Raw genomic sequence first — 15,924 nt, forward strand, 5'->3', positions numbered from 1 at the left:
TAATGCTAGTTTTAAAAGAATATTGTATGAAATGATTAATAAATTTGGAGAATGATAGCCTTTGCAAGACTGTGATATAATTAACTTATGAAAAATAAAGAAGAACCTCGGATGAAGTGGTCGGATGATGAATATGAAGCGATGATAGATTTGGCAACAAGACAGTTGGCTGAGCGAATGGCTGAAAGAGCTTTGATGACTTATGGGATTTATAAATATGATTATCTTGATTCGCAGTTTGTGGCCGATTTTATTGCAGAGTTTGTCATTAGTGCTTATCGTTCATATTTAATCAAACCAGAAAATCTTGATGAAGAGGTGATGCTTTTACTATTTGTCAACATGGCTTATGAAAATATGCGAGGATTGCCAGATGAAGTGGCACAATACCACAGACTTTTTAGACAACTTTGTGACCTTTATTATGAACAAGGTTGTTTACGTCATGCTCTGATTGACGAAGCAGACTATCAGGAAATGGTTTTGGCAATTTTAGCTGATATTTTTATGGAAGTGAAAATGAGAAAAAAATTTAAAAAGTAATTTTGTAATCTTAAAGGGGAGAAAATGGATTTAGATGCTTACCAAAAAGCAATTATCAAATTTGATTTGAATGAAAAAATAGAGAGTCAAAATGAAGTAGATTTTGCATTTGTGGATAAAGTTTTGGGATTATCTGGTGAAGCAGGTGAAGTGGCTGACAAGGTAAAAAAAGTTATCCGCGACCAAGAGGGAAAGCTGTCAGTCAATGATAAAAAGGCCATTGGTCAGGAGCTTGGTGATATTCTTTGGTATGTAGCAACGAGTGCACGTTATCTAGGAATTTCTCTTGAACAAATTGCGAGTGAAAATATTGAAAAATTAGAGAGTCGATTGAGCCGTGGCAAGATTTCAGGCTCAGGGGATGAGAGATGAAAATATTGATTGTGGCTGGTTTGCCAGATTTTATACCTAATGAAAGTTTTGATAAATATATTGGTGTGGATAGAGGGTCACTATTTTTAGTGGAAAAAGGTTATCAATTGGCTCTGGCAATTGGTGATTTTGATTCTGTCAGTAAAACTGAACTTGATAAAATTTCTGTCAGTACTGACAGATTGATTAAATTGCCTGCTGAAAAAGATCTGACAGATTTAGAAGCAGCCTTAGATTTTATTTTAGAACATTTTGCTGATGCGGAAATTGTAATTGCTGGTGCTTTAGGTGGACGTTTGGACCATTTACTGACCAATGCTTATTTAGCAACACGACCAAAATATCAAGCCCTCGCTCCAAAAATGACTTTAGTTGACCAACAAAATTTGGTGACCTACTTGTTGCCTGGTCAGCATTTACTAAAGAGAAAGCCAACTTACCAATATGTTGGATTTGTTCAGGTAGAAACAAAGGATAGTTTGGCCATTGAAGAAGCAAAATATCCTTTGAAAGCAGAGGATAATTTTAGTCAAATCTATGCTAGTAATGAATTTATCAGTGACCAAATGAAAGTTTCATTCAATCAGGGAATGGTCATTGTAATTTATTCAGGCGATTCGCATAAAAAATAAATAATAAGAGGTTAAGGAGAACGGAAAAAGTATGATTATTGGAGTCATTGGGGCAACATCAAATATTGCAAGTAAGGCTTATTTACCAGTTTATGCGAAAATGCAGGCGGACCATCGTTTTATTTTGTATTCTCGTCAGTGGGAAAAAGCTGAAGAAGTTCGCAAACATTATAAATTTGAATATGCGACAGAGGACTTGTCAGCACTAGAAACTGTGGATCTGGTTATTATTCATGCGGCAACTTCCCAACATTTTGAGTTAGCTAAAAGATATTTGTCAGCGGGAGTTCCTGTTTTAATGGATAAACCTGTTTCAGAAAAATTATCTGAAGTAAAAGAATTGCAAAAAATTGCTGACCAAAATAATACCTTATTTGTCGTCGCTTTTAATCGCAGATTTGCACCACAAACAGCTAAATTAAAAGCTCTCCCAGATAAAAATATGGTGAAAGTAAGTAAAAATTTAGCAAATTCTGCCAGTGAAAAAATTACATTTTCAATGTACGATATTTTTATTCACCCTCTGGACACCTTGATTTATTTGCTAGATGATGAGATTTTAGAAGTCAATTATTCATTAAAGAAGAATCAAGACGGGCAATTAACAAGAGCAATTGTTATGCTAGAAACAGCGACAACGAGTGGAATTGCCACAATGAACTTAGAAGCTGGCGCCTTTACTGAAGAATTTACAGTAGAAAGTCCTAGAGAAAGCCTTCGCTTGTCAGAACTGTGCGAACTTGAAAAATTTACAGGAATTGACCGTCAAAAATTTGGAATAAGTGGTTGGCAAAGTGCGACATACAATCGTGGTTTTGATGAAATCATTTCTGCCATGGTTCTAGCGGTTGAAAAATTTGATGGTCAAAATCGTCAAGAATTACTGACAGAACTTAGACAAGAAAATATTCTAAAATCCCACGAAATCATTGACCAAATGTTAAAATGAAAAGTTACTGACAGAAATATTAGACTATCTTAAAAATACTGACAGAGTTAAAAAATTTTCTGTCAGTATTTTTTTAGGCTGAGCCTTGCATTATTGTCAATAAAAAAGTATAATTATAAAAAAATTAAGAAAAGGAGTCCGCATGAAAACACAACAATCTACAGTCTTTTATTTTTGGTGCAGATAGTTTGTGTTTATGCAGTTGGCGTAGATACAACTTTTGAGTATACTCAAGTTTCTGCGCCGGGATTCAAAGAAGACCGGATAGTAAAAACTATCTGGTCTTTCTTTTTTAATTTTTTTACCCTTTCTTTCGACTCTAAAGTAAAATTAATCGTAAAGACCGATTCCAAGCAGGGTTTTGCTAGATGAATGGAAGGGAACTTATAAAAGAAAGCTTTGCTTTCACACATTAGAAAAGAGGAATTTTATGGAAAATTCTACAGGCTTGAAGTCTTCTTTAAAGACTCGCCACATTGTTATGCTCTCACTTGGGGGAGCGATTGGTTCAGGACTATTTTTAGGTTCTGGAAAAGTCATTGCACAGGCTGGGCCAAGTGTATTACTCTCATACATCTTAGCTGGACTGACACTTTATGTTGTCATGTATGGTGTTGGGAAAATGGTCATCCATCAAGATGAACATAAGGCTGGAATGGCCGGAGTTGTTGCTCCTTTTATTGGGGACCACTGGGCGCATTTTGCGGACTGGGTTTACTGGGCAACTTGGATGGCCGTCCTAATTGCAGAAGAAGCAGGGGTATCAACTTTCCTTGCCATGCTAATTCCTGGAGTGCCATTATGGGTTTTCGCCCTGATTGTAGCAGTTCTTGGAACAGCAATCAATCTCTGGTCAGTTAGAGCTTTTGCCGAAACGGAATATTGGCTTGCATTTATTAAAGTCGCTGTTATTTTAATTTTAATTGCACTCGGAATTTATTTATTAGTTATTAATGATGCTCATCTTGGTTTTGTTGCTGATACCGCTCAAAAAGTATCGACTAAAAGTACAGCACCAAGCTTTGCTCCTAATGGCTTTTCAGGATTTTTAACTTCATTATTGGTTGTTATTTTCTCATTTGGTGGTTCTGAATTGGCAGCAATTACAGTTGCTGAAACGGAAAATCCAAAAGTAGCGATTCCGAGAGCTATTCGAGGTGTTTTAATTCGGATTATTAGTTTTTATGTTATTCCAATCTTTTTATTCTTGCATTTATTACCATGGAGCGAAGTTTCAAATCCAGATGCAGCAAGTCCATTTGCTACAATTTTTGCTCGAGTAGGAATTCCACACGCTGATAAAATCGTTCTCGTAATCATTGTTATTGCAATTTTCTCAGCAGTTAACTCAGCAATTTATGCCACTTCACGCTCACTCTATTCACGCATTCAAGGTTCAAATTCTTATGTAGGTCAAAGATTGGGCAAATTATCTAAAAACCAAGTCCCAACGAATGCGATTTTAGTTTCATCATTTGTTTTGTTTATTGGTGTACTTTTGTCAGCAATTTTGGGTGATGGATTTTGGCAATTTGTGGCTGGTTCGATTTCATTTACGATTACAATCGTTTGGATTCTCCTTTTAGTTGCTGCTCTTGTTTTATATTTTAAACATAAAGAAGTAACGAATTGGTTTGTTAAGTTGGCAACACTTGTTGTGCTTATCGCTTTAACGATTATCTTCATCATGCAAATTGTCACTAATCCATGGACTTTGTCAGTCTTTGCTCTAGTGATTTGCCTCCTTTCTTACTTTACTTACCGAAAGAAAAAAGCATAATAATAAAAAACATTCATTTTAAATGAATGTTTTTCTTTTGTTTGAGTTCTAGGTATTCAATAAACTTTTCTTTGATTAAATCATTTTTGATAAGTGACAATTTTTGTTTGCGAACAAGTTTATGTTTAAACCACCATTCACAAGACATGGCATCATTTTTATTATCAAAATCAACAGAGGCAAGCAGCTTAACTGGCAATCTTGTTTTTGTGTATTTCGCCCCTTTACCAGAGTTATGAGTGGCAAGTCTTTTTTCTAAATCAGTGGTATAGCCACAGTAGAGAGTCTTATCTGAGCATTGTAAAATGTAAGTAAAATATTGGTTCATAAGTTTTTTTCTAAAATAGTGAGAAATTCAAAAGGAGTAAATTCATGAGTAGGCTCCCAAATCTTTTGAAATTGATTAATCATTCCATTGTGAGAAACAATGAGAATATTTTGAGCAGAAGGAAAAAGTTGAGGAAGTTTTTCTAAAAATATTTTAGCACGTTCATGAATAGAAGCAAGAGATTCAATACCTAAAGTAAGATTTTCTTCATTTTCTATATTAAGTTGTGCCCAATCTCGATTTTCTTTTGTTTGATTTTCCAATTTTCCAAGGCCTCGTTCACGTAATAAAGGTTCAAAGAGTAGTAAGGCTCCTATTTTATTAGAAATTATCATTGCAGTTTCCTTAGCACCTTGTAAATCTGATGATAAAATCAAGTCAAATTTTACTGACGAAAGTTTGTCAGCTAAAATTTCGGACTGTTGAATTCCTGTGCCAGTGAGAGGACTGTTCAACCAACCCGTCAGCAAATTTTGCTGAATACTTCGCGTTTCACCATGTCTGACTAAATATAATTTCATAGTCAGATTATACCATTTAACGTAGCCAAAGTTAAGAGCTAGCTTGCCATTCGTGGTATAATAAGAGTATGATTACTTCACTTACGATTCTTTCAAGTCTTGCAATAATTGTAACCGCAGTTATTGCTTTTGCGGAATATCAAGCTGGAAAAAGACGTCATTCAACCACTCTATCTATCGAAATGCTTCATAAGCAAAAAGACGATTTTATTAAATGGTTTTATGATTATCTTCATATCTCACAAGTGTTGATGCGAGTAACAATTCAACTTAACATGGACCGCTTAGAACAACGTCATTTTGAAAGTACAAATGACTCTAGTAATCAGCGACGCATTATTCGTATTAATGAGAATACGATGTCAAGAGATCGTAATGCAGCAGATTTAAATTATCAAATGATGCTTTTAAATCTGGTGATTGATGACCGTAAGCCTTATTTTGAAAATACTCAGATCAAGGTCCGCTCAAATTTTGAAACATTGATGCATGACATCAATGAATTTACAAGAAGAATTCATATAGAATATGATGAAAAAATGAAAGAAACGGATGATGCAGGTTGCCGTTCCATTATGAATGAAGCTCGAAAGATGGCTAGAAATACGATGGAAGCTATCGAAAAATCTAACCATGAAATGGGTGAGCAAGTCAAACATGATATTCAAGCACTCGAAGATGAAGTAGAACATTATTTTAAAAAATAAAGAAACATGGATGTACAAGATTAGAGAGTAGTTCATGGTGCACGTCCGACTCGACTAGTGGGTTTTGCCCACGTAGCGAGAGCCATTTCGTCTATTAGCACGAATGGATACCTGGTGTGTGGAGAATGCGCCAAAGTGTGCATTCAAAATAAAGTAAGCAAAGGAAACATAAATGCCACAAGATAAAATAGTAATACACGGTGCACGTGAGCACAATTTAAAAAATATAGATGTTGAAATTCCAAGAGATAAATTAGTTGTTGTTACTGGGGTTTCAGGGTCTGGGAAATCATCTCTGGCCTTTGAAACTTTATATGCAGAAGGTCAACGTCGATATGTTGAATCTTTGTCAGCTTATGCCAGACAGTTTTTAGGAAATATGGATAAACCAGATGTTGATTCAATTGATGGTTTGTCGCCAGCAATTTCTATTGACCAAAAAACAACTTCTAAAAATCCTCGTTCAACAGTCGGGACGGTTACGGAAATTAATGACTATTTGCGTCTATTATATGCCCGTGTTGGGACGCCATATTGTGTGAATGGTCATGGAAAAATTTCGGCACAGTCAGTTGAAGAAATTGTTGAACAAATTCTTGAGCTTCCTGAAAAAACACGTTTACAAATTCTCGCTCCTATCGTGCGTACCAAAAAAGGGACTCATGTCAAAATGTTTGAGCGTATCCAAAAAGATGGTTATGTTCGTGTTCGTGTTGATGGCGAAGTTTATGATATTTCAGAAGTTCCAGAACTTGATAAAAATAAAAAGCACAACATTGAAATTGTCATTGACCGTATTGTTGTAAAAGAAGGAATTCGTTCGCGTCTGTTTGACTCTGTAGAGGCTGCGCTTCATCAGGCTGAGGGTTATGTTATTGTTGATAAAATGGATGGTTCAGAGCTTTTATTTAGTGAATTTTACGCCTGTCCAGTTTGTGGTTTTACTGTTCCAGAACTTGAACCACGTCTTTTCTCATTCAATGCTCCTTTTGGCTCATGCCCAGATTGTGATGGTTTAGGAGTTAAATTGGAACCCGATGTCGATTTATTGATTCCTGATACAAGCAAAACACTCCGTGAGGGGGCAATTATCTATTGGTATGGGAAAGCCTCAACTTATTACCCAGCTCTTTTAGAGCAAGCAATGGAGCAATTTGGTATTGATTTAGATACACCTTGGGAAAAACTGTCAGAAAAAGAACAACAAATTGTTTTATATGGAAATGGAGATAAACTTTTCCATTTTCTTCACGAAGGAGATTTTGGATTACGTGACCAAGATATGACCTTTGTTGGGGTCATTCCTAATCTTTGGCGTCGATATCGTTCGGGAATGAGCGAGTCAGCTAGAGAAATGGCGCGTTCTTACATGACTGAATTGACTTGTACGACTTGTCATGGTTATCGTTTAAATGATCAAGCACTTTCTGTTAAAGTGGGAGAGAAAAATATTGCTGAATTTTCAATTCTGTCAATTGGCGATACGCTTGATTATGTGAAAAGTTTAGTTCTTTCTGCAAATAATGAAATTATCGCAAAACCTATTTTGAAAGAAATTAAAGACCGTTTGACTTTCTTGAAAAATGTTGGTTTGGATTATCTCACGCTATCTCGTTCAAGCGGAACACTTTCTGGTGGAGAGTCACAACGTATTCGTTTAGCGACACAGATTGGGTCAAATTTATCAGGCGTTTTGTATATTTTGGATGAACCATCCATTGGTTTACATCAAAGAGATAATGACAGATTGATTGAGTCTTTACAAAAGATGCGTGATTTGGGGAATACCTTAATTGTCGTTGAACATGATGAGGACACGATGATGGCAGCCGATTGGCTTATTGATGTTGGGCCTGGGGCAGGTGATTTAGGAGGTGAAATTATTGCCTCTGGAACACCAAAACAAGTCATGAAAAATAAAAAATCACTGACAGGGCAATATTTGTCAGGAAAAAGAGCCATTCCAGTTCCTGAAAAACGTCGAGCCATTGATAAGAAAAAAATGGTTAAGATTACAGGTGCAAGTGAGAACAACTTGCAAAACCTTGACGTTGAGTTTCCAATGGGAGTTATGACGGCTGTAACTGGGGTTTCTGGTTCTGGTAAATCAACTTTAGTTAACAGTATTTTAAAAAAATCATTAGCTCAAAAATTGAATCACAACTCAGAGAAACCTGGTAAGCATAAAAAAATTACTGGTTATGAAGGAATTGAGCGTTTGATTGATATTGACCAAAGTCCAATTGGTCGAACTCCACGTTCAAATCCGGCTACTTATACCAGCGTCTTTGATGACATTCGTGATTTATTTGCCAATACAAATGAAGCAAAAATTCGTGGTTATAAAAAAGGACGTTTCTCATTTAATGTTAAAGGTGGACGTTGTGAAGCCTGTTCTGGTGATGGAATCATCAAAATTGAAATGCATTTCTTGCCGGATGTTTATGTTCCATGTGAAGTTTGCCACGGCAGACGTTACAATTCAGAAACTTTAGAAGTTCATTATAAAGGGAAGAATATTTCGGAAGTACTCGATATGCGCGTGTCTGATGGCTTGGAATTCTTCCGTCATATTCCAAAAATTGAACGTAAACTCCAAACGATTGTTGATGTAGGTTTGGGATATGTGACGCTTGGACAACCGGCAACTACTTTATCAGGTGGGGAAGCTCAACGGATGAAATTAGCTTCTGAATTACAAAAACGTTCAAATGGTAAAGCTTTTTATATCTTGGATGAACCAACAACTGGTTTGCACAGTGAAGATATTGCGACCCTGATTCAAGTATTAGACCGTTTGGTTGAACAAGGAAATACGATTGTTGTCATTGAGCATAATTTGGATGTCATTAAAACAGCAGATTACATCATCGACTTAGGTCCAGAAGGTGGTGCTGGTGGTGGAACAATTCTTGCCAAAGGAAGACCAGAAGAAGTTGCAAAAGTTGCTGACAGCTATACTGGTCAGTATTTGAAAGCAAAATTGGAAAAATAAGACTGATGGAAATTTAGACTTGTAATCAAAAGACTTGTCAGTAAGTGTAGAGGGTTGATAAAACTGTCAGCATGTTCCTCTGTAATTAAAATACTTAGTTCAATAATCGAATTGACAGAACTGCCTAGAAAATATTCGCCTTTGGTCGCATTTGAGAGAACTGTCAGTTCCTTGATTCACCGATAAAATGCTTCCTTCGGTCGCATTTTACTGACAGGATTTATCTTAGAAATATTTATCATATAAGCTTTCTGTCAGTAAGTTTTACAATAAAAAGCGTAATCTATAAACTTAGATTACGCTTTTAAGGAAAGAAAATGGATAAATTTAAGGAAATTTTTGAAGCGATTAAAGCTGACCCACAGAACAAAAAATATACAAAAGAAGGGATAGAGCCGCTTTATTCTGTCCATAAAGAAGCAAAGATTTGTATTATTGGTCAGGCGCCAGGTATTCGAGCACAAGAATCACGACTCTTTTGGAATGATCCGTCAGGTGACCGCTTGCGTGATTGGCTTGGAATTGACCGAACCACTTTTTATGAGTCAAATAAAATATCTATCTTACCTTTAGATTTTTATTTTCCTGGAAAAGGAAAATCAGGTGATTTGCCACCTCGGGCAGGTTTTGCTCAAAAATGGCATAAAGCACTTTTAGAAGAAATGCCTGAGATTGAACTTTTTATATTAGTAGGTTCTTATGCTATAAAATACTATTTGAATTTAAAATCATCAGCAAAAACAACAGAAGTGATTCGTAATTTTGAAGCCTACTTACCAAAATATTTTCCGCTTGTTCATCCCAGCCCACGAAATAATATTTGGTTAGCCAAAAATCTTTGGTTTGAGCCTGAACTTTTACCTGAACTAAAAAAAAGAGTTGCTCAATTAATAAAATAAATTACTGACAGGCTGTCAGTAATTTTTTCATGGCTTAGTCTTCAATTAATGAATTGTTCTTTCCATTTGAATATGTTGAATTCCGGCTTCTTCAAAAACTTGTCCTACCTCATTAAAGCCGTATTTGCTATATAAACCTTTGGCAGAAAGTTGTGCATGAAGTTCTAATTTATTTAATTTGCTTTCTTTAGCAAATTCAATCAGACGGTCAATTAAAAGCTTTGCATAACCATGACCTCTTGCTTCTTTTAAAATTGCCATTCGTTGAATTAGCGCTTTTTTTTCATCCAAATCAGCAAGCAAACGAACGGTACCTTTGGCAAGACCATCGTCATAAAGAACGAAATGAACAGAAGAAGCCTCTTCAAGAGCGTTTCCAACTTCAAGTTCATAAGGAACGCCTTGTTCTTTGACAAAAACTTGATTACGAATTCGTAAAGCATCAAAATAAATATCAGACATAGTATCACGAGTTACTCTAATTTCCATAATTTCTCCTAAAGATTAGTTTGCTTAAAAGCCTTGGATTTATTATAAAGCTTTCTATAAACACTTGCAAGCATTGGAATTACTACATTTCAATGCTTTTATTTTTGTTCAAAAAGTAATTAACAGAGTTTTTAACAGAGTTCCAATTAAAAGTTGGCATACTTAGTAAATAGTTCAAGCTCTTTATTTTTCTTTTCAGGCTCGAGATGCGAGTATAGGTCCATTGTCATTTGTAAGGTTGAATGTCCTAATCTCTCTTGTATAACTTTATATGTCATACCAGCATTTAGGCATAAACTAGCGTGTGAATGTCTAAAACCATGAAATGATAAAGAAGTAAGTTTTGCAGCATCCTCTATCTTTTTTAGCCGGTAGTTTAGACCGTGGTAGTCCATAACATTACCTTGCCATGTCGGAAACACTAAAGATTGATGTGGATTTCCTAAGCTCATAAAATGTTTTTTCTGGAAGAAGTACCAACGTTTTAAAGTTGAAGCTGCTTTGGAATCAATGCTGATTACTCGATTACTTTTATTTGTTTTCGGTGTATCTTGTATAACAGTACGTTGTACTGTTGTTTTACTGACAGAAACTGTTTGATTATCTAAATCTACATCAAACCACTCTAAGGCCATAGCTTCGCCAATACGCAAGCCAGAAGCAACAAGCAAGCGTAGGAGAGCATTAAAGTATTGAGTGGACCATTTTGTATTGTCCAGACTTTCAATGTGTGAGAATAGCTCTGACAGCTCTGTTTTAGTATAAAAATTTACTTCTTTGTTTGGTTTATCAATTTTTACTTTAGGAATGATTACTGAATGACAGGGATTTCTATCAATTATTCCAATTGATAAAGCATGCTGAAAAATTCGATTAATTACGTTAAGTTGTAATTTGTAATCTTTTCCTGACCCAACATCCCGTTTTTGTTTTCCACCAAGAGGTTCTGCAGCAATCTTCGCCCATTCAATAACTTGTTTTTGAATCTGAGCAGTAGTAATTTTACTGATTCGCTTATTTCCAAAAGCAGGAATAGCATAAGTATCTAGGTTAGATCTCATTTGTCGTATTGATCCAACTTTTTGTTGCAGCTTATAAAGTTCAAAAAAGCTCTCAGCAACCTCTCCAAAAGTTTCGAGTGATTCTTTACCTTTGGTGTTACCATTCTTTTTAAAATTATTTTTCAGGCGTTCAAGTTCATTCTTGACGCCTGTTTTTGTACGTCCTCTGATGTCTGTTTTAACTTGCTTACCTGTAAGCACATCAGTACCGATATAAGCGCCACGGAGAATATATCTCATCTCTCCGCTTTTTGTTTTGTATTCTTTTATATTTAGCTTGTTCATGTTGATTCTCCTCTTTGCATTTGCCGTGCGCATAATGGAAAATCATGAAAATATTTAATTATTGAAATTTTGATAGCTGTAGTGGTTGTATGAACTGCTATTCTGGCTAAAAAATAATTATTTATTATTTTTTTTATTGTTAATTATGAAATCAATCGTGTCATAAGACCATTCATCTTTAGTTAAGCCATTTTTAAAGACAAGATAATCTATTATTTCGTTTTTGTCATTATCAGTTAGAATCCCTTTGTTAAAAAGCATATTTAAATATACATTTCCTAGGTAATCTTCATCGGTAAATGATTTCTGCTGTGCTTCAATTAGTCTATGATATTGTGCTTTGGGGGTGTTACTACTCGGATTTAACAAGTCAGACAGCTCTTTCAGGCTTATAATTTTAGGTTCTTTTTGCGTTCCTAATAAATATGCTTCATCTACCTCTAGCACTTCAGAGAGTTTTTTTATAATTTTTCTTTTGGGTTCTGTTGTACCATTTTCCCAATTTACAATCGTACGCTGAGATTTTACACCCATTAAATGAGCCAACTTATCCATAGTTAGCCCTTTTTTCTTTCGTGCATCTTTTATTCTTTCTCCAGTAGAACTCATATAAAAACCTCCTTTTGAAAATATTATAACATAAACAGCAAAAAAAATGCTGTTTACGCTTGACAAAGAAAAATATTTTCTGTATTATAAATTTACAGCAATTAAATTGCTGATTATAAGGAGGATATTTTGAAAGTATGGACAGCTAAACGAAGCCAACAATTAAGATATAAGCGATCAGATTTAAAGCTTACACGTAAAAAACTTTGTACTCTTTTAAAAATTGGAACTCACACTCTAAAAAAACTTGAGTCTGGGGAATGTAAAATAAAGCAGTCAGTTTATATAAAAGTTCTCGAATGGCTTGCTACTGATACACAAGAAATTAATAACAATTAGTCACTAACCAAGAATGAACGTAGGCAATCGGAAAACTTTTGCTAAACGTGGGTATGTCGCGTTAACCCCGAGACAAGTATTGATAAATGACTTCAAAGCCCAAGAAATGGCTATAAACTGCATGCCCTAACATAAAAATAGCATTTGCCGTGCGCAGAACCGAGAACCAAGATAAATGATCACAATTCTCGATAAACTAGTAGAAAACGAGGAAATAGTAAAAATAATTGAAAAATGACGACAAAAAAATCCCAAAACTTTGGCGAGCCGCGGGATTTTAATCAACATGAGTAGAGCAGCTTGAATAAAGCTTTTCTACTCTCTATTTTACCATAATGAGAGGAATTTTCAATATGAACAAACCAGTAAACAAGGAAACTTATATCCTAGATGATTCTATCGCTTTTGAGCTTATGGACTTATTAAAAGCCAAAGCACGACATTTTATTCAACTTAATGAGTACGTTTATCGCTTGTTTGATGGTCAAAGCGTAGTGACATTTACAACTTTAGCAAACGATATTCAAGTAGAGATGATAAAGGGGATGAAGCTATGAACTACGACGAACTAAGGAAGCAAGCGGAATCATTACTCAAAGAATGTCATGAGCCTGCTGAAAATGAAAGTATTGATTTCATTGATATAATCGCCATTGCCATTGAGCATGGATTCGTTCAAGGAAAGGCAAGAGTTGTAAAAGCATGAAATTTATAAAAATGGATGTTGTTAGAAGCGATAAACTTAATGATTGGTGGATTAAATTTAGTGGTTCAGGGCTTAAGAGGACATTAATTGTCAATGAATCTAAAGCGCCAAAGTGGCATTTACGTCTAAAAAGAGGAGGGAAATCATGAGCATCTTATCATTTGAAGCAGAGCAGGAACTGACTCAATCAGTATTAAGCCATGTTGATAAGTTAGTTGAAGCAAGAGTTGAACAAAGTCGTGAGTTTCCCTATAAGAAAAAAGCTGATTTAAAACGTGAACTCTCAATTAATGAAGCTTATTATAAGAAGCTGGTTGTTGCTGGACTTCGTGAAGTTATCCTTGAAGAAGGAGATAAAACGGTTTGGGTCTCAAAGAAACAACTTGAGCAACTCATGGATCAATTGGCAGAGTAAGGGGAGATATGGAACTATTAACAATTCGCCTAAATAAAATAGTAGCTAAAAAACTGATGAAAGGTGCAGGAGAGACACTCATTTTGGAGAAAGAAGATTTCTATCAATATGTTTATCTTGTCCCTAATAATATGAGTTTTAGTGGTCATTTTGATTCAGTACTTGATATCAGCGTGAGCCAACATTGGGAGATTTTTAGTTTTCTAACCTCAAAGTATCAAGAACTAGGCTATAAAAAAGTGCATTATAAACATCCAGCTCATCCATCAAATAAATTTATGAAGTTTCTTAATAAGCTGCAGCGTGACGAATCTGAAAAAGTTGCTACAGTTTATCGACAAAATGCCTTTGAGAAATTCAAAGATGAAATCGTGATGCATCAGGGCTTCTTGAATAGTAAGAACATGATGAAGTTTATTATTTTAGGAAAGAAGCACGGATATAACTATAAATATCTCATGATGTGGGCTGTTTCAGAAATTGAAGCGACTTGTGACGGGACTCAGAAACAAGGCTTACTGGCTGATTTTATAAGTCTTGCGGATGAATATTTTGATGAAAGAGAAAGGGAGGTGTTGAGTGACTAATGTAGATGATGATTTCCAAACCATGATTAACAGCTACGAGGAAGAAAAAGCAAAAGCGGAGAGTAAGAAGGTAAATGATGTTCTTGTAGGACAAACGTCTCAGGTAAAGCAAAGCCAACCTTTAGAAGTCGAAGAGGAAGAGGATGATAAAAAGGAGCGTCATTTTGCCACTGAACTTCGAGATTTAATTTTAAGACAGGATATTGAATTTGCAATCGATGAAGTTAAAAAGCCGTTTGCAAAATTGAAAATAGGCGGCCACTACGAAGTCCATGCAGTTACTTCTCAATCTTTCAAAGATATTGTGATAGAGCTTGCAGAGAATGAATTCGAAAGAGTTATCGCTAAATATGCTCTTGAGAGTGCAATAGAAAGCATTAGTGCTAAAGCAAGACGAAGCAAGAATTTTAAATCAATCTCAATCCGAGCTAAGTATTTACCTAATGATGAAAAAATTTACCTTGATTTATGTAATGAGGCATGGCAAGTTGTGGAAATAAGTAGGAAAGGCTGGCAAATTATTGACAATTCCCCGATATGGTTCAAAAGAACGGATGATATGGATGAACTTCCAATGCCAAAATTTGATAGCCGAAATAAATTGAATGTTGAGCGTTTAAAAAAGTATATCAATTATTCAAATGATGATAATTTCGACTTATATGTCAGTTGGTTGTTAAGTAATTTAATGACCGATACCAGCGTCCCAATCTTAATTTTGCAGGGAACAGCAGGGGTAGGAAAGTCATTTACAAGTGAACTCTTAAGAACGGTACTAGATCCCGTGAGAACATTGAAATCAATTTCAAGAGTAAAGCCAAAGATTGAAGATATTGTGCTAGATACATCAAAAAACAGAATACTAGTTTACGATAATCTCTCTGCTGGTACAATTACGGCAGAAATCTCCGATTTGTTTGCCACAATTGCTACTAATTCAGCAACTTCTAAGCGTGCATTATACACGGATGATGGGCAAATCATTGTAAAGTTAGGCCGAAGTCTACTTTTTAATGGAATTGATGACCTTGTAAAGCGCCAAGATTTATTAAGTCGTTCGCTTGTGATAGAACTTGACACTTTGAAAGAGAGAAAACCTGAAAATGAATTAAGAGAAGGATTTGAACGAGACCACCCTTATGTATTAGGAGCATTGCTAAATATAGCGAGCACCGCTTTGAGAAACAAAGGGAAATCAACTTTTAACAAAAGCAGATTTACGGATTGGGGGAGATTTGTAGAGGATGGGGCAAGTGCAATTGGTTGGGATAGCAATAGATTCAGCTCTCTTTACCTTGGAAATATCGAAGCAGCGCAAGAAACGCTGATTCAGTCCAATTACTTTATTCTTGGACTCAAAGAAATAATGGATAATGAGCATTCAGGAAAAATCTCCTATTATGCAGTACCGTTGATTGAGAAAATCTCTAATTTTGACTTCGTTCCTAAAGTGATAGCCAAAGGTGCGATCCCTCATCCTCAAAAGATAAAAGAACGATTGAAACGAGACGAAGCTTTGTTAAAACAAATCGGGATTACTTGGAGCGATTCAATCTATGAAGGTAAAACGAAATATACATTTCAGAAGAAAAAATAAAAAGTGTTTTTGTTTTACCCCACCAAGACCACCAAAAATACTGTAACCCTTTGATTTTAAAGACTTTATGAGTGGTGGGCTAGTCGGTGGGCTAGAATTTTATATGGTGG

At 35.4% G+C, this 15,924-nt stretch carries 20 protein-coding genes; 15 read left to right on the plus strand and 5 right to left on the minus strand.

Translation table 11 applies throughout. The features are described 5' to 3' along the window. Nucleotides 1–87: 87 nt before the first annotated feature. The 5 genes from LDP15_RS00430 to LDP15_RS00450 all read left to right on the plus strand — a co-directional run bounded on the left by LDP15_RS00430 (nucleotide 88) and on the right by LDP15_RS00450 (nucleotide 4,276). Nucleotides 88–543 (plus strand): hypothetical protein, encoded by a 456-nt coding sequence (locus tag LDP15_RS00430; RefSeq protein WP_015426999.1) that lies wholly within the window; start codon nucleotides 88–90, stop codon nucleotides 541–543. A 24-nt stretch (nucleotides 544–567) separates the two neighbouring features. After that, a complete protein-coding gene (locus tag LDP15_RS00435) occupies nucleotides 568–915 on the plus strand; it encodes a nucleoside triphosphate pyrophosphohydrolase family protein (RefSeq protein WP_012898400.1) in 348 nt (115 codons plus the stop codon). Then, on the plus strand, nucleotides 912–1,547 hold the full coding sequence (locus tag LDP15_RS00440) for a thiamine diphosphokinase (RefSeq protein WP_015426998.1): 636 nt from the start codon (nucleotides 912–914) through the stop codon (nucleotides 1,545–1,547). The genes LDP15_RS00435 and LDP15_RS00440 overlap by 4 nt, the downstream gene beginning before the upstream one ends. A gap of 31 nt (nucleotides 1,548–1,578) precedes the next feature. After that, a complete protein-coding gene (locus LDP15_RS00445; protein ID WP_015426997.1) occupies nucleotides 1,579–2,496 on the plus strand; it encodes a Gfo/Idh/MocA family protein in 918 nt (305 codons plus the stop codon). A gap of 430 nt (nucleotides 2,497–2,926) precedes the next feature. Beyond that, nucleotides 2,927–4,276: an amino acid permease gene (locus LDP15_RS00450; RefSeq protein ID WP_015426996.1), complete on the plus strand. Its 1,350-nt coding sequence runs from the start codon at nucleotides 2,927–2,929 to the stop codon at nucleotides 4,274–4,276. Nucleotides 4,277–4,289: 13 nt separating this feature from the next. On the opposite strand, the gene LDP15_RS00455 is transcribed toward LDP15_RS00450, so the two are convergent. Both LDP15_RS00455 and LDP15_RS00460 read right to left on the minus strand, forming a co-directional pair. Beyond that, on the minus strand, nucleotides 4,290–4,604 hold the full coding sequence (locus tag LDP15_RS00455; protein ID WP_010906152.1) for a GIY-YIG nuclease family protein: 315 nt from the start codon (nucleotides 4,602–4,604) through the stop codon (nucleotides 4,290–4,292). Next, entirely contained in the window at nucleotides 4,601–5,125 is a 525-nt protein-coding gene (locus LDP15_RS00460) for a histidine phosphatase family protein (protein WP_015426995.1), read from the minus strand. Before LDP15_RS00460 ends, LDP15_RS00455 begins: the two co-directional genes overlap by 4 nt. A 68-nt stretch (nucleotides 5,126–5,193) precedes the next feature. Here LDP15_RS00460 and LDP15_RS00465 point away from each other — a divergent pair, with 68 nt between their 5' ends. The 3 genes from LDP15_RS00465 to LDP15_RS00475 all read left to right on the plus strand — a co-directional run bounded on the left by LDP15_RS00465 (nucleotide 5,194) and on the right by LDP15_RS00475 (nucleotide 9,726). After that, nucleotides 5,194–5,832, plus strand: a complete 639-nt coding sequence (locus LDP15_RS00465; protein WP_057720487.1) for a hypothetical protein — start codon at nucleotides 5,194–5,196, stop codon at nucleotides 5,830–5,832. A 172-nt stretch (nucleotides 5,833–6,004) separates the two neighbouring features. Continuing rightward, nucleotides 6,005–8,827: an excinuclease ABC subunit UvrA gene (gene uvrA / locus LDP15_RS00470; protein ID WP_015426993.1), complete on the plus strand. Its 2,823-nt coding sequence runs from the start codon at nucleotides 6,005–6,007 to the stop codon at nucleotides 8,825–8,827. 317 nt (nucleotides 8,828–9,144) lie between these two features. After that, nucleotides 9,145–9,726: a uracil-DNA glycosylase family protein gene (locus LDP15_RS00475; RefSeq protein WP_015426992.1), complete on the plus strand. Its 582-nt coding sequence runs from the start codon at nucleotides 9,145–9,147 to the stop codon at nucleotides 9,724–9,726. A 45-nt stretch (nucleotides 9,727–9,771) separates the two neighbouring features. Here LDP15_RS00475 and LDP15_RS00480 read toward each other — a convergent pair whose 3' ends face one another. The 3 genes from LDP15_RS00480 to LDP15_RS00490 form a co-directional block, all read right to left on the minus strand. Further along, the gene (locus LDP15_RS00480; protein ID WP_015426991.1) at nucleotides 9,772–10,215 is read right to left on the minus strand and encodes a GNAT family N-acetyltransferase; all 444 of its coding nucleotides are present in this window, start codon (nucleotides 10,213–10,215) and stop codon (nucleotides 9,772–9,774) included. A gap of 146 nt (nucleotides 10,216–10,361) precedes the next feature. Beyond that, complete coding sequence (locus LDP15_RS00485) at nucleotides 10,362–11,561, minus strand: site-specific integrase (protein ID WP_042230589.1); 1,200 nt, start codon at nucleotides 11,559–11,561, stop codon at nucleotides 10,362–10,364. A 117-nt stretch (nucleotides 11,562–11,678) separates the two neighbouring features. Further along, complete coding sequence (locus tag LDP15_RS00490; RefSeq protein WP_015426989.1) at nucleotides 11,679–12,170, minus strand: helix-turn-helix domain-containing protein; 492 nt, start codon at nucleotides 12,168–12,170, stop codon at nucleotides 11,679–11,681. Between the two features lie 129 nt (nucleotides 12,171–12,299). Between LDP15_RS00490 and LDP15_RS00495 the strand changes: the two genes are divergently transcribed. The 7 genes from LDP15_RS00495 to LDP15_RS00525 all read left to right on the plus strand — a co-directional run bounded on the left by LDP15_RS00495 (nucleotide 12,300) and on the right by LDP15_RS00525 (nucleotide 15,814). Beyond that, nucleotides 12,300–12,509, plus strand: a complete 210-nt coding sequence (locus tag LDP15_RS00495) for a helix-turn-helix transcriptional regulator (RefSeq protein WP_042230588.1) — start codon at nucleotides 12,300–12,302, stop codon at nucleotides 12,507–12,509. A gap of 353 nt (nucleotides 12,510–12,862) precedes the next feature. Further along, the gene (locus LDP15_RS00500; protein WP_042230587.1) at nucleotides 12,863–13,066 is read left to right on the plus strand and encodes a DUF1655 domain-containing protein; all 204 of its coding nucleotides are present in this window, start codon (nucleotides 12,863–12,865) and stop codon (nucleotides 13,064–13,066) included. After that, nucleotides 13,063–13,215 (plus strand): hypothetical protein, encoded by a 153-nt coding sequence (locus tag LDP15_RS00505; RefSeq protein WP_015426986.1) that lies wholly within the window; start codon nucleotides 13,063–13,065, stop codon nucleotides 13,213–13,215. Before LDP15_RS00500 ends, LDP15_RS00505 begins: the two co-directional genes overlap by 4 nt. Next, entirely contained in the window at nucleotides 13,212–13,364 is a 153-nt protein-coding gene (locus LDP15_RS00510) for a hypothetical protein (RefSeq protein ID WP_015426985.1), read from the plus strand. Before LDP15_RS00505 ends, LDP15_RS00510 begins: the two co-directional genes overlap by 4 nt. After that, nucleotides 13,361–13,630 carry a hypothetical protein gene (locus LDP15_RS00515; RefSeq protein ID WP_015426984.1) on the plus strand — a complete coding sequence of 90 codons (270 nt, stop codon included), beginning with the start codon at nucleotides 13,361–13,363 and terminating at the stop codon, nucleotides 13,628–13,630. The genes LDP15_RS00510 and LDP15_RS00515 overlap by 4 nt, the downstream gene beginning before the upstream one ends. Nucleotides 13,631–13,638: 8 nt before the next feature. Next, nucleotides 13,639–14,217 (plus strand): hypothetical protein, encoded by a 579-nt coding sequence (locus tag LDP15_RS00520; protein WP_015426983.1) that lies wholly within the window; start codon nucleotides 13,639–13,641, stop codon nucleotides 14,215–14,217. Further along, the gene (locus LDP15_RS00525) at nucleotides 14,210–15,814 is read left to right on the plus strand and encodes a hypothetical protein (RefSeq protein ID WP_015426982.1); all 1,605 of its coding nucleotides are present in this window, start codon (nucleotides 14,210–14,212) and stop codon (nucleotides 15,812–15,814) included. The genes LDP15_RS00520 and LDP15_RS00525 overlap by 8 nt, the downstream gene beginning before the upstream one ends. Nucleotides 15,815–15,924 lie beyond the last annotated feature (110 nt).

Source organism: Lactococcus sp. SK2-659, from assembly GCF_020218185.2.
Lineage (GTDB): Bacteria > Bacillota > Bacilli > Lactobacillales > Streptococcaceae > Lactococcus > Lactococcus lactis.

Excerpts from the sequence above, each read along its gene's own strand:
- LDP15_RS00510 (WP_015426985.1), top strand. The coding sequence starts at position 13,212 with ATGAAATTTATAAAAATGGATGTTGTTAGAAGCGATAAACTTAATGAT.
- LDP15_RS00490 (WP_015426989.1), bottom strand. The coding sequence starts at position 12,170 with ATGAGTTCTACTGGAGAAAGAATAAAAGATGCACGAAAGAAAAAAGGG.
- LDP15_RS00505 (WP_015426986.1), top strand. The coding sequence starts at position 13,063 with ATGAACTACGACGAACTAAGGAAGCAAGCGGAATCATTACTCAAAGAA.
- LDP15_RS00520 (WP_015426983.1), top strand. The coding sequence starts at position 13,639 with ATGGAACTATTAACAATTCGCCTAAATAAAATAGTAGCTAAAAAACTG.
- LDP15_RS00440 (WP_015426998.1), top strand. The coding sequence starts at position 912 with ATGAAAATATTGATTGTGGCTGGTTTGCCAGATTTTATACCTAATGAA.
- LDP15_RS00430 (WP_015426999.1), top strand. The coding sequence starts at position 88 with ATGAAAAATAAAGAAGAACCTCGGATGAAGTGGTCGGATGATGAATAT.
- LDP15_RS00435 (WP_012898400.1), top strand. The coding sequence starts at position 568 with ATGGATTTAGATGCTTACCAAAAAGCAATTATCAAATTTGATTTGAAT.
- LDP15_RS00445 (WP_015426997.1), top strand. The coding sequence starts at position 1,579 with ATGATTATTGGAGTCATTGGGGCAACATCAAATATTGCAAGTAAGGCT.
- LDP15_RS00455 (WP_010906152.1), bottom strand. The coding sequence starts at position 4,604 with ATGAACCAATATTTTACTTACATTTTACAATGCTCAGATAAGACTCTC.
- LDP15_RS00460 (WP_015426995.1), bottom strand. The coding sequence starts at position 5,125 with ATGAAATTATATTTAGTCAGACATGGTGAAACGCGAAGTATTCAGCAA.
- LDP15_RS00450 (WP_015426996.1), top strand. The coding sequence starts at position 2,927 with ATGGAAAATTCTACAGGCTTGAAGTCTTCTTTAAAGACTCGCCACATT.
- LDP15_RS00515 (WP_015426984.1), top strand. The coding sequence starts at position 13,361 with ATGAGCATCTTATCATTTGAAGCAGAGCAGGAACTGACTCAATCAGTA.
- LDP15_RS00465 (WP_057720487.1), top strand. The coding sequence starts at position 5,194 with ATGATTACTTCACTTACGATTCTTTCAAGTCTTGCAATAATTGTAACC.
- LDP15_RS00500 (WP_042230587.1), top strand. The coding sequence starts at position 12,863 with ATGAACAAACCAGTAAACAAGGAAACTTATATCCTAGATGATTCTATC.
- LDP15_RS00480 (WP_015426991.1), bottom strand. The coding sequence starts at position 10,215 with ATGGAAATTAGAGTAACTCGTGATACTATGTCTGATATTTATTTTGAT.
- LDP15_RS00475 (WP_015426992.1), top strand. The coding sequence starts at position 9,145 with ATGGATAAATTTAAGGAAATTTTTGAAGCGATTAAAGCTGACCCACAG.
- uvrA (WP_015426993.1), top strand. The coding sequence starts at position 6,005 with ATGCCACAAGATAAAATAGTAATACACGGTGCACGTGAGCACAATTTA.
- LDP15_RS00485 (WP_042230589.1), bottom strand. The coding sequence starts at position 11,561 with ATGAACAAGCTAAATATAAAAGAATACAAAACAAAAAGCGGAGAGATG.